Genomic DNA, 13,036 nt, shown 5'->3' with positions numbered 1-13,036 from the left:
ATTGTCCTAACCATTTTGCGTATTGCGTGCCACAATTCTGACAGAAAAAAGAAGTTTTTACTTTAGCCATTTTTATTTAAATTGAAAAAGTAAATATACTCAACGCATTTAGGTTTTCGGGTAATTTGGCAAATTTATTTTTTTCTTTACCAAGACTTAATTTTCAAACATTGCCGTAGCTATGGTTTAAAATTTTAGCGCATATAAAGGAAAAAAGAAAGCGTAAAAAATCCGAAAATCTATGTGTTTTGAGTATATATAAAGAAATACCTATTTTTTCTGATATTTATTATATATCGGAATTAATATTAGCGACAAGCTTCCAAATAAAATTACCATTAGCGTTTGGGCTGTCCACATTATCCAACCAAAAGCCAATGCAGGGTTAGGTTCTATTTTATATAACACCAAGGCTCCAGCAACTAACAGCGGGTACGTTCCTAGACCTCCATTTGTTAATGCCATACTTAAACCACCTACAACAAAACCAACAATTATTGCAGCAAAAGATAAATTTGTAGTTTCTGGCAACGCAAAAGTTACTGCATAAAACATAAGTACATACATTCCCCAAATAAAAATTGTATGTGCAATAAATTTCCATTTCTTTTTCATTGTAAAAATACTTTTAGCCCCATCAATTAAGCCGTGTATAAAAGTTATTACTTTTACAATAAAAACATTTCTAGATTTTTTCAAAAAACGATAGCTGAAAAATCCAATTAATGGTAATACAACAAAAACAAAAATTTTGGAATAAATACTCCCGGAAGCATCTTCCTTAAAAATATAACTGCTTATTAATTCTGTTTGATAAAAAAATGCAACACCAATTATAGCTAATAATATAATTGCATCTGCAACTCTTTCAGCTACAATAGTTCCAAAGGCTTTTTCAAAAGGAATGTTTTCATACTTTTTTACACTTGCAGCACGTGCAAATTCACCAGATCTTGGAATAAATAAATTTAACAAATAAGCTATTAAAACCGACATAATACTATTAGCAAACCTTGGTTTATATCCTAGGGGTTCTAATAAAAATTGCCAACGGTAAGCACGTGATAAATGACTTAATATTCCAAAAATTAAAGACACTAAAACCCACCAATAATTAGCAGTTTCAAAAGAAGTCTTAATAGATGCTACATCTGAAGGTGATAATTTTGATAAAGAGTACCAAATTAAAAATACTCCCAAAAGTATTGGGAGTATTAAAAATAGTGTTTTTTTAATTTTTCTATTCAAGTTTATGTTAACGAGTTATCGTTTTCATTTGGGAAAATTAACGTAGGTTTAAATGATTTTGCTTTTTCAAAATCTAATATCCCATAAGAAATTATGATGATGATGTCTCCTTTGGCTACTTTTCTAGCGGCAGGGCCATTTAATGTAATTTCTCCACTTTTTCTAGGACCAGGAATTGCATACGTTTCAAGACGTTCACCATTGTTAATATTCACAATTTGAACTTTTTCTCCTTGAATAATGTTAGATGCATCCATTAAATCCTCATCAATTGTGATACTGCCAATATATTGTAAATCGGCTCCAGTAACCTTAACTCGATGAATTTTTGATTTTACTACTTCTATTTGCATAATGCAAAATTAATAATTTTGTGTTAATGTATTCATATTTATAAACTTATATTATCAATAAGTCGTATTTCTCCTGCAAATACCGCTATAAAAGCTCTGTATTTTTGCTTGGGATTCTTATTTTTTATTGTTTGAAGGGTTTCTTCATCTGCAATATCAAAATATTCTAGCTCTAAAAGAGGTTGCTTTTTAAATTCATTTTCAACCCAGTCTATAACTTCTAAAGCATTTTCTGTGCCAAACTTAATTTTAGCGTTTTTTAGCGTTTTGTAGATAAACGGTGCTGCATTTCTATGCGATGCTGTCAGTCTGGCATTTCTAGAACTCATTGCCAATCCATCTTCTTCTCTAAAAATATCACAGCCTACAATTTTTACATCCATTTTATGGTTTTTCACCATATTTCTAATTATTTGTAGCTGTTGAAAATCTTTTTCACCAAAATACGCTTTTGTTGGTTTTACAATTTCAAACAAACGTTTTACTATAGTTCCAACACCATTAAAATGTCCATTTCTAAACTTCCCTTCCATTTGATGCTCTAAGCCCTCAAAATTAAAGGCTTGAGATGCAATGTTATTTGCATATATTTCATTGGCTGAAGGAGCAAAAACAATATCGCAAAATACAGATTTTAAAAGCGAAAGATCCTTATCAATTGTTTTAGGGTAATTTATTAAATCTTCTTGCTTATCAAACTGAGTTGGATTAACAAAAACGCTTACTACAACAATATCATTTTCTTTTTTAGCCCTTTCTATAAGAGATAAATGGCCTTTATGAAGCGCACCCATGGTTGGTACAAAACCAATAGTGGTTGCTTTTTTTAACGACTTAATTTTTTCTTGTACCGATTTTATTTTAGCAAAAACTAACATAGTCTATTTGTTAATAAACGTTAAAAGCGTGCAAACTTACATTTTTCAAGTCAAAATCTACATAAATTTTCGTAATTTTGCATAATCTTTAAAATAAAAGGTTGGATTATGAAAGATAAGAGAGTATTGGTTGTTTCATCGGAAGTTGTACCTTATTTACCTGAAAACGAATTATCTACAACTTCATTTGAAGTTGCAAAAATGATACATGGACAAGGAGGACAAACACGAATTTTTATGCCTCGCTATGGATTAATTAATGAAAGAAGACATCAATTACACGAAGTTATTCGCCTATCTGGAATGAATTTAGTGATTAATGATATGGATATGCCTTTAATTATTAAAGTTGCTTCTATTCCAAAAGAAAGAATGCAAGTTTATTTTATAGATAACGATGAATATTTTAAACGTAAGGCATTGTTTACAGACGAAGATAATGAACTGTTTAAAGACAATGATGAGCGCGCCATATTTTTTGCAAAAGGCGTTGTTGAAACAGTTAAAAAATTAAACTGGGCTCCAGATATTATACATGTTCATGGCTGGATGGCGTCACTTTTACCTTTATATATTAAAGAATATTATAAAAATGATCCTTTATTTACAGACAGTAAAATTGTAACATCACTTTATAATAATGGATTTGAAGGTTCGTTAAATGACAATTTTAGTGATAAAATTAAATTCGACGGTATAGACGATTCAAAACTCAAGACTCTCACAAAACCAAACTATACAAATATTTTAATTAATGCAATTGAAAATTCTGATGCTCTTATTAAAGGTAGCGAAGAACTTCCAGATGAGTTATTAGAATCTTTAAAAACAAGTAATAAACCTGTATTAGAGTACTTTCCGCCAGAAGAATTTGAAAATAAATATACAGAATTTTATAGTAACAACGTTCTATAGTTTAAACCTAATAAATAGTAATTTATAATATGACAACAAAAGTTGTAAGTACATTTAAATACTTAGCAGTATTTTCTATGGTGATTTTTTCACTTATTTCATGTGAAAAAGAAATTGAGAGTGTTGGAGTAAGTCTAATTGATAATGATACCTTTAACACTAATAAATTTACATCAGAAGTTATAACCGAAAATGAAAATATTGAACGCATCCCTGCAAATATATTACCACAATATTTATTAGGAGTTTATGCCGATGAAGAATTTGGAAAATTAAAAGCTTCTATTGTAACGCAACTTACTTTACCAACAATTGGTGAATCTTATGTTTCAGGTTATGGAGAAAATGCTGCAATAGATTCGGTACTTATCCACATACCTTACCAAGCTACAAGAATTGAGGATTATGCAGATGGAAAACCAAAATTTTCTATAGATTCTGTATTTGGAAATGAAGACGTTCCATTTAAATTAAATATTTTTGAATTAAAAACGTTTTTAAATACACTAGATCCAAACGATCCTTCAAAACAAGCTATCTATTATTCCAATAAAGAATTTCAAAAGGGAGATGTTCCATTGTTTTCAGGAGATTTTAAAGTAAATCCGAGTGATACAGTAACATATATTAAAAGATATTTGAATGATGGCTTAACGGTTTATGATATTGATACTATTAAAAATGATAATTTAAGTCCTTCAATTAAACTTCCTTTAAATGAAACATTAATACACCAACTTTTTGTTGAAAATCCTTCAAATTCAGAATTTTTAAATAGCGATAATTTTAGTCGTTATTTTAGAGGTTTATACATTGAGGCTTCGGAATTAATGAGTGAAAAAGCACATCTATTGTCATTAAATATGGCAACTGCAAAAATGGTTATCTATTATTCTAAAACTCAAGATGAAACCGATGTACAAGATTTAAACGGTAACGGAACTAATGGCGAGCAAGGTGTTAGAACAAAACACGTTTATAATTTTGCTTTCGGATCTATTAAATCAAATGTTTTAGAAAGAGATTATACAAATTCTAAATTTTCTGGAGACGATAGATTATATGTTCAAGGAGCCGCAGGTTCTATTGCAACTGTTGAATTGTTTTCGAATGAAAATTTAGCAGATCTTAGAGCTAACAATTGGTTAATTACTGATGCAAGTTTAACGCTTTTTGTAGATCAAAATGCTTCTTCAAATATAATTCCAGAACAACTCTTTGTTTATAATTACGATGAAAATGAACAAATTTTAGATGTAACTTCTGAAGGTATTTTAGCAGTAGGAGGTACTTTAGAAAGAGATGATGATGGAAATCCTTACAAATATGTATTTAAAGTAACCGATTATATTTCTGAATTATTAAAATCTGATGAACCTATTGATTTAGTGAAACTTGGAATTAAAGTTTATAATTCTTCTGATACACCAACAAGTATTACAGATGTTACATTAAAAAACTATAGTTGGAATCCGAAAGGAGTTGTTTTATACAATCAAAATATGAGTGCTGGAGATAAAAGGGTGAAGCTAGAAGTATCTTATACTAAATTAAATAATTAAAATTTTAACTTTTTATGTGTGGAATTACTGGATACTTAGGTTTTAGAGAGGCATATCCAATAGTTATAAATGGTTTACAGAGATTAGAATACAGAGGTTATGATAGTGCTGGAATTGTTTTAACTTCAGAAAAAGAAAAGCTAAAACTCTTTAAAACAAAAGGTAAAGTAGCTCAATTAAAAAAAATTGCTACTAAAAACGACATTACAGGAAATTTAGCATTAGGACATACACGTTGGGCAACTCACGGAATTCCAAATACAGAAAATTCACATCCACATCTATCAAATTCAGGAAACTTAGTAATTGTGCACAATGGTATTATCGAAAACTACGATACCATTAAAAAAGAACTTATAAAAAGGGGTTACACATTTAAAAGTGACACCGATACCGAAGTTTTAATCAATTTAATTGAAGAAGTTCAACTAAAAAATAACTGTAAATTAGGTAAAGCTGTTCAGTTGGCACTTACAAATGTAGTTGGCGCCTATGCAATTGCTGTGTATGATATTAATAAACCAGACGAAATTATAGTTGCAAAATTAGGAAGTCCTCTTGCAATTGGAATTGGAGAAAATAATAAAGAATTTTTTATAGCATCTGACGCTTCTCCATTTATTGAATATACAAAAGATGCCATTTATTTAGATGATGAAGAATTAGCTATAATTAAGCTTGGTAAAAATATTAGAGTTCGAAAAATTAACGATGATTCTTTTGTTGAACCATATATTCAAGAGTTAAAACTTAATTTAGAACAAATAGAAAAAGGTGGTTACGATCATTTCATGTTAAAAGAGATTCATGAGCAACCACATGCAATTTTGGACACCTATAGAGGGCGACTTTTAGCAGATAAAGGCATTATTAAAATGGGTAGTGTAGATAACAACATTACTAAGTTTTTAAGCGCAAAACGTATTATTATAGTTGCTTGTGGAACGTCTTGGCACGCTGGTTTGGTTGGAGAATATCTAATTGAAGAATTTGCTAGAATTCCTGTTGAAGTTGAATACGCATCAGAATTTAGATATAGAAATCCAATAATAAATAAAGATGATATTGTAATCGCTATTTCTCAATCTGGAGAAACCGCAGATACCTTGGCTGCTATTAAATTGGCAAAAGCAAATGGTGCTTTTGTTTTTGGAATTTGTAATGTTGTAGGTTCTTCAATTGCCAGAGAAACAGATTCTGGGGCTTATACACACGCAGGTCCAGAAATTGGTGTAGCTTCTACAAAAGCATTTACCACACAAATAACTGTGCTTTCATTAATAGCTCTAAAATTAGGTAATTTAAAAGGAGAACTTTCTAATGCTAAGTTTAATAATTTCCTACAAGAATTAAAAATAATACCTTCAAAAGTAACAGAAGTATTAAAAATTAATGCTGAAATTGAAAAAATAGCCGCTATTTATAAAGATGCGCCAAACTGTTTATATTTAGGTAGAGGATTTAACTTTCCTGTTGCCTTAGAAGGTGCTTTAAAACTAAAAGAAATCTCTTATATTCACGCTGAAGGCTATCCAGCAGCTGAAATGAAACACGGCCCTATTGCTTTAATTGATGCTTCTATGCCTGTAATTGTAATTGCTACTAAAAAAGGACATTACGATAAAGTTGTAAGCAATATTCAAGAAATTAAATCTAGAAAAGGAAAAATTATTGCTATTGTTACCAAAGGAGATACTGTTGTAAAAGAAATTGCAGATCACGTAATTGAAATTCCAGAGACTGAAGAAGCATTTACGCCGTTATTAACCACAATTCCTTTACAATTATTGTCTTATTATATTGCAGTAATGCGAAATTGTAATGTAGATCAGCCTCGTAATTTAGCGAAGTCTGTAACTGTAGAATAATTTTACTAAACCTAAATTTCTTTTAAAGCATTAGCATAAATCCAGCCAGTTTTACCATCGGCTATTTTAATTTTTTTCCAATTATCTAGTACGTCTAAAACAACAACTTTAGTGCCTTCGTGTAATTCAAAAATTTCATCGCTACTAGTAGAAGGTGCATTCATTATTTCAACTTTTGGAGAGAAAATAATTGCAATCTTATTTTTTTGAACCGTTTTATAGTTATTAAAGGCAAAAAATACGGTTACTATTAAAACAAAAACAGCAAAAATACTGGTGTTAAAATAAAATAATTTCTTTGTTGATGAAGTTGAAAAATAATACAATAAAAACAATAAAGAAGCTAAAAATGAAGCCATTACTGCTATAATTGCCCATGTATCAAAAGGTAATTGTTGAATTATATTTGCAGAAAATCGCTGCAGAAAAGTTTTTGGTAATTCTTCAATAACATCAATAGTCATTCTTTTTGCAAACGCCAAATTTGCACTAGCATCTGCATTTGCAGGATTTACTTTTAAGGCTTTTTCATAATAATAAATTGCAGGTGCAACTTTATTCATTTTATAATAACAATTTGCAATGTTAAAATACAAATCGTCGCTTTCCATTCCTTGTTCTTCAATTGCCAAATAAACGCCAACGGCTCTGCTATAATTTTCTTCTTTATAAAACGTATTTCCTTCAGCGAATAATTTATTTACTTCTTGCGAATACGTAAGTGCGCTAAATAATATCAACAGTATGCTAATTACCTTTTTCATATTATAATTGCTTATCTATATTGGTTATTACTTCTTTTGCTTTTTCAAATTCCCGTTCCATCATTACATTTGTTGTAGGTGTATAACGTGCAAAATCGCAATCGTTTAATACTTCTACAAACTGTTTAATAGTTGTATCATTAACGTTCTTTTTTGTTAATATTTCTGAAATTCTTTCTTTGGAAATTTCAGAAGTTTCTACGTGTAATTTTGCTTTCAGAAAATTATGCAATGCTTTTTCAAGTGCTATATAAAATGGCTCTTGATTTCCTAGTTGTTTTTTAGCTTCAGATAAATATTTTTTCGCCAATCTATCTGCTTTTCTAATTTTATTTCCAAAAACATCACCTGCGCGTTGTGCGCGTTTTTTTCCGATTATGATTGCAATTGGAATTGCTAAAAACGGTAGAAACAACAATAAATAAAATAAGTCTGAATTTAAAAACTCCGATTTAATTTTAGGCTCTAAATCTGCATCTAAGGCAATAAATCTAAAATTATTACCTGTTGCGACCACATGTTGCTTTGGTGTTGTAGCTGCGTTATTATTGCCTGCTGATGGCAATTCTTTACCTTCGGTTACATCTACAATTGTTGCAGGAGCAGTAATAGTTATATATTTTTCTTCTGTTGGATTAAAGTAAGAAAATGCTACTTCTGGTATTTTGTATTTTCCTTTGTATTGAGGTACAACCGTGTAAATATCTGAAATAGTTCCACGCAGCCCTGTTAAAGATGTTGTTACTTGTTCTTTATGTTCAGGAGTATATACTTCTAATTCTGCAGGTGTAACTATTTTAGGAATTTCAAATAATTTTAAATTCCCTTTTCCTGAAACTTTTACTGTTAATTGTGCAGCATCATTTGCTTTTAGTACGTTTTTATTTGCTTTAATCTCAAAGTCAAATTCTCCTACAGCACCGGCAAAATCTATTGGTTTACCTTGTTCTGGCAATTGTTTAACGTTTACAGTTCTAATGGCAGATGCTGTTGCGTAGTTAATGTTTTTAGTAATCATATTACCAAAAAAATCGCCCCTTCCTGTTGGAATACCAACAGAGAAATCCATTTTTATAGGTTCAATTTTTAATTTTCCATCTCTTTGCGGAATTAAAACAGCACGTTTTAAAACAATGTATCTGTAATCTTCCCCATTGTATTTACCTTTTTTAACATTGATATCCTTTACCTCAATATCCTGGTTCCAGAAACCATTATATTGTGGAGATTCACTTACACGCCAATCGTTTACACTAATATTTTCACTGACAAAAAGTTTGTAAACAACATAAATTCCTTCACCAACATAAGGATTTAAATTTGAAACCTCAGCTACCAAATGTATGTTTTGTTGCGCAATAAATTCCGGATTATTTGGATCTTTAGGAATTTCTACTGCATCAACAACCGTAATTTTAATTGCATTGGATTTTACAATCTGATCATTATATTCTATTTCAGCTGGTGCAATTAAAAATTCACCTTCTTTTTTTGGTTCAAGAATATAAATATAAGATTGTGCATAACTAGCTTTTCCATTTATCCAAGATTGATTTACTGATGAACTTGGACCACCAACCACTTTAAAATTGGTAAATGGTGGGGCTTTAAAATTATCGGCACCTTGCTTATTTACTGTAAAAACAATTCTAAATCTTTGATTTACACCTAATTTATCTTTACTAACAGTTGTTTTAAGCTCTATTTGAGCAAATAAAACCTGCGAGGTAAATATTAAAATAGTTACTATGTAAAACTTTAATAATTTCATCTGTTAATATTTATTGTCATTTTTTGGTCAGATGAAACATCTTAGCCAATAAACTCTATATTCTAATAAAGTTTAGCATTAGAGGTTTCATTTTAATTACCAGTCTTTTTCTTGTTTAACTTTTTTTCCTTTTGCTTTTTCAGCATTTAATTTTTTCTGAGTTTTATTTTCTTCATTATTCATGGCTTCTAACAACTGTTTCATTTGCTCAGGTGTTAATTGATTTGGACGTGGTTTTTGATCTTGTTTTTTCTTTTCATCTTTCTTTTCATCATTCTTTTTTGGATCTCCTTTATCATCTTCTTTATCTTCTCCTTTGTCTTTTTCGTCTTTATTATCGTCTTTCTTTTCGTCGTCTCCCCCTTCTTTATCTTTGTTTTTGTCGTCTTTATTATCCTGGTTATCCTGGTTATCTTTATTATCCTTATTATCTTTGTTATCCTTATTTTGCTGCTCTTCTAATAATTTTTGGGCTAGAGCTAAATTATAACGTGTTTCATCGTCTTTAGAGTTATTTCTCATAGCATTTTTATAAGCTGCAACAGCTTTATCGTATTGCTTTTCGTTCATAAAAGCATTTCCCATATTATGATAGGTTTCTGCTTTACTCATTTTATCAGTTGCTGTTTTTTCAACCAATTCGAATTGAGCAACGGCTTCTTTATTTCTATTTTGCTGATAAATTGCATTTCCTAAATTATAAGAAGCTTTTGGATAATTTGGATTTTTAGAAAGTGCTTTTTTATAAGCAACTTCTGCTTCATCAAATTTTAATTGATTGTATAATTTGTTTCCTTCTCTAACATCTTCTCGTGCTTCACGCTCTAGCTGTTCGGGATTTTTCTGTTGAGAAAAAACCAAGCTTGTAAAACATAACAATATAAGTACGAATCTATTCTTCATTCTTTTCAGTTTGATTAAATAAATTTAATTTTTGTATCCAGGTTGTTTTCTTTTCCAGCAATAATACATCTATTATAAGAAATAATAGTCCAATACCTAAAAACCACTGGAATTGGTCTTTAAAATCTGCGAATTTCTTTGTTTCAAATTCGCTTTTTTCAGCTTTTAATAATATATCTTCAATAGTATCTATGGTTTCTAGCGTTTTGTTTCCGCTTATGTATTTTCCATTTCCTTCATCTGCAATATCTTTTAAAATAGTTTCAACCATTTTAGTAATAACAACTTCACCTTTATTGTCTTTTTTATAGCTAACAACAGCTCCATTATTTTTTATTGGAATTGGCGCTCCTTTTTCTGTTCCAACTCCAACAGTATAAATTTTAATACCTTGTTTTGTTGCGTCTTTTGCTAAAGAAATTGTGTTTTCTTCATGGTCTTCACCGTCTGAAACTATAAATAAAAATCGGTTGGTTTGTTCATCATTATCAAAATACGTTATCCCGAGTTCTATAGCGTCGTTTATTGCAGTTCCCTGACTTGAAACCATATTTGGATCTGCATTTTGCAAAAACATTTTTGCTGCTGCATGGTCTGTTGTAATTGGTAATAACGGATAAGAATTACCTGCATAAATAATAATACCAATTCTATCGCTTCCCAAATTTTCTATTACTCTGGTTATAATTTGTTTCGCTTTATCTAAACGGCTTGGCGCAATATCTTCCGCTAACATACTTTTAGAAACATCTAATGCAAAAACTATATCTACACCTTCTCTTTTAACTGTTTCTAATTTTGTTCCCATTTTTGGGTTTGTTAAAGACAGTACTAGAAAAGCGAATCCTAAACAAATAACAGTAATTTTTAAAAATGATTTAAAACTAGATTTTTCGGGACTTAGTTTTTCAAAAAGTTTTTTATCTGCAAAGTGTTTTTGGGTTCTTTTTTTCCACCAAAGCACCAACAAAAACAGTACAAATATTACTGGAATAATTGCTAAGTACATAAAATATGATGGTTCTTCTATTTGATACATTATCTTTTATAGTTTAAAGGTTGAATAGTTTAATGGCTTATGGTCTAATTTGTACTTTTCGTAAAGCATTTAACAATCTCGATATTTTACCTACTTCAACTCTTAGTTTATCATAATTTTCTTCAGAAATAAGATTTAGTTCTTTTGATATAATTAATTGATTTAAAACTTCCATTAAAGAACTATAAGCCATTGTTGTAAAATGAGCTTTATCTTTATTGGTTTGTCTTGAAGTTCCTTCTGCTAAATTAGATGCAATTGAAACTGATGCTCTTCTCAACTGACTTACCAATCCAAATTTTTCATTTTCTGGAAAATTAGTTGTTAATTGATATATTGTTTTTGATAAATCAACTGAACATTTCCAAACTTCTAATTTTTCAAATGAAAATTCATACTTCATAACTTTTACACTTTTCAACTAATAAACCTATAAACTAATTTATATAAAACTTTTAAATAGTGTGTTTTTTAATAAAACTTCTATTAAAATTAAGAATCCTGCCAAGAGCACTAAAAATCTATATTTTTCCTGATAATTATAATATTTAAATTCTTCAATTTCTGTTTTTTCAAGCTTATTTATTTCTTCATAAATAGCTTTTAATTTTGTGTTATCTGTTGCTCTAAAATACCGTCCTTCAGTTTCTTTTGCTATATATTGCAATAATTCTTCATCAATTTCTACAGGAGAACTTCTAAATAATAATTTTCCTGTTCTTGGGTCTTTTGCATACGGAAACGAGGCTGTTCCGTTGGTTCCTAAACCAATAGTATATACTTTTATTCCTAATCCAACAGCTAATTCTGTGGCCGTTTTCGGATCTACAAAACCTGTATTATTTACACCATCTGTTAGTAAAATTATAACCTTACTTTTTGCTTTACTTTCCTTTAATCTATTTACCGCAGAACCCAATCCCATTCCAATAGCTGTTCCGCCATCTAATTGTCCCCATTTTATATCTGAAATAGTGTTTCTTACTATTCTTTTATCGCTTGTAATAGGTGTTTGTGTAAAACTTTCACCTGCATACACAACAATTCCAATTCTATCATTAGGACGCTGATTTACAAATTCTGTAGCCACTTTTTTTAATGCTTCTAATCTGTTTGGTTTTAAATCGCGGGCCAACATACTTGCGGAAACATCAATTGCCATAACAATGTCTATCCCTTTGTTAGTTTTAGTTCTTTTACTTACTGAGACATTTCTTGGACGTGCTAAAGCAACTATTAATAATGTTAGTGCTACAAGTCTTAAAACATGTAAAAACGGTTTTAATTTTGATAGCGTTGAAGGTTTTACTTCAAAACCTTTTAAACTTGAAATTGTTAATGTTGCACTCTCTTTTTTTCTAACTAGAAAAAGCCAAATAGCGAGTATTGGTATTAAAACTAATAACCATAAAAACTGTGGATGTAAAAATTCAAAATTCTGAAACATACTTATTGTTTTAAGGATACTGATTTAATAATTCTATTCACTACACTTTCAGCTGAATCATCGCTCCATAAAGAAGAAACATATACTTGCCGCATTCCTTTTGTATCGGCAAAAAACAACATTGTTAATTTGTAATCTTCTTGTAATTGGGTTGCTTCATTTAATCGTTTATATTCTACTGATGCTTTTTTTCCCTTGATTCCATCAATTTTAATAGTTTCTTTTTTAATGTTGGTAAATCTGGTGCTTAATTGTTTTTCCATTCCATTAAGTGCTCCGTTAATACCT

13 protein-coding genes are annotated in these 13,036 nt (G+C 29.8%); 3 read left to right on the top strand and 10 right to left on the bottom strand.

The features are described from left to right. Window positions 1–270: 270 nt before the first annotated feature. Genes AB1Z17_RS10260 through panC form a run of 3 tightly spaced genes read right to left on the bottom strand, consistent with a single transcriptional unit; the run spans window position 271 to window position 2,479 of the window. Window positions 271–1,248, bottom strand: a complete 978-nt coding sequence (locus AB1Z17_RS10260; protein ID WP_368051710.1) for a lysylphosphatidylglycerol synthase transmembrane domain-containing protein — start codon at window positions 1,246–1,248, stop codon at window positions 271–273. Between the two features lie 2 nt (window positions 1,249–1,250). Beyond that, entirely contained in the window at window positions 1,251–1,601 is a 351-nt protein-coding gene (gene panD, locus AB1Z17_RS10255; RefSeq protein ID WP_134248198.1) for an aspartate 1-decarboxylase, read from the bottom strand. A gap of 38 nt (window positions 1,602–1,639) precedes the next feature. Then, window positions 1,640–2,479: a pantoate--beta-alanine ligase gene (panC, locus tag AB1Z17_RS10250; RefSeq protein WP_368051709.1), complete on the bottom strand. Its 840-nt coding sequence runs from the start codon at window positions 2,477–2,479 to the stop codon at window positions 1,640–1,642. A 108-nt stretch (window positions 2,480–2,587) separates the two neighbouring features. Between panC and AB1Z17_RS10245 the strand changes: the two genes are divergently transcribed. From AB1Z17_RS10245 to glmS, 3 genes are read left to right on the top strand one after another with little or no spacing between them, the layout of a single operon-like run. Further along, on the top strand, window positions 2,588–3,394 hold the full coding sequence (locus tag AB1Z17_RS10245) for a glycogen/starch synthase (RefSeq protein ID WP_368051708.1): 807 nt from the start codon (window positions 2,588–2,590) through the stop codon (window positions 3,392–3,394). 29 nt (window positions 3,395–3,423) lie between these two features. Beyond that, complete coding sequence (locus AB1Z17_RS10240) at window positions 3,424–4,956, top strand: DUF4270 domain-containing protein (protein WP_368051707.1); 1,533 nt, start codon at window positions 3,424–3,426, stop codon at window positions 4,954–4,956. Between the two features lie 14 nt (window positions 4,957–4,970). Continuing rightward, the gene (gene glmS / locus AB1Z17_RS10235) at window positions 4,971–6,824 is read left to right on the top strand and encodes a glutamine--fructose-6-phosphate transaminase (isomerizing) (protein WP_368051706.1); all 1,854 of its coding nucleotides are present in this window, start codon (window positions 4,971–4,973) and stop codon (window positions 6,822–6,824) included. An 11-nt stretch (window positions 6,825–6,835) separates the two neighbouring features. On the opposite strand, the gene AB1Z17_RS10230 is transcribed toward glmS, so the two are convergent. From AB1Z17_RS10230 to AB1Z17_RS10200, 7 genes are all read right to left on the bottom strand, one after another. Continuing rightward, window positions 6,836–7,588 carry a tetratricopeptide repeat protein gene (locus tag AB1Z17_RS10230; protein WP_368051705.1) on the bottom strand — a complete coding sequence of 251 codons (753 nt, stop codon included), beginning with the start codon at window positions 7,586–7,588 and terminating at the stop codon, window positions 6,836–6,838. A gap of 1 nt (window position 7,589) precedes the next feature. Further along, entirely contained in the window at window positions 7,590–9,359 is a 1,770-nt protein-coding gene (locus AB1Z17_RS10225) for a BatD family protein (RefSeq protein ID WP_368051704.1), read from the bottom strand. A gap of 96 nt (window positions 9,360–9,455) precedes the next feature. Continuing rightward, a complete protein-coding gene (locus tag AB1Z17_RS10220) occupies window positions 9,456–10,262 on the bottom strand; it encodes a tetratricopeptide repeat protein (RefSeq protein WP_368051703.1) in 807 nt (268 codons plus the stop codon). Then, complete coding sequence (locus tag AB1Z17_RS10215) at window positions 10,252–11,301, bottom strand: VWA domain-containing protein (protein WP_368051702.1); 1,050 nt, start codon at window positions 11,299–11,301, stop codon at window positions 10,252–10,254. Before AB1Z17_RS10215 ends, AB1Z17_RS10220 begins: the two co-directional genes overlap by 11 nt. Before the next feature lie 37 nt (window positions 11,302–11,338). Then, on the bottom strand, window positions 11,339–11,704 hold the full coding sequence (locus AB1Z17_RS10210) for a four helix bundle protein (protein WP_368051701.1): 366 nt from the start codon (window positions 11,702–11,704) through the stop codon (window positions 11,339–11,341). Between the two features lie 39 nt (window positions 11,705–11,743). After that, window positions 11,744–12,748: a VWA domain-containing protein gene (locus AB1Z17_RS10205; protein WP_368051700.1), complete on the bottom strand. Its 1,005-nt coding sequence runs from the start codon at window positions 12,746–12,748 to the stop codon at window positions 11,744–11,746. A 2-nt stretch (window positions 12,749–12,750) separates the two neighbouring features. Beyond that, window positions 12,751–13,036 (bottom strand): hypothetical protein (locus tag AB1Z17_RS10200; RefSeq protein WP_368051699.1); only part of this gene is annotated, 286 nt, incomplete at its 5' end.

It is taken from the genome of Lutibacter sp. (assembly GCF_040883305.1).
Classification (GTDB): Bacteria; Bacteroidota; Bacteroidia; order Flavobacteriales; family Flavobacteriaceae; genus Lutibacter.
This window is presented reverse-complemented; position numbering and strand designations above follow the sequence as displayed.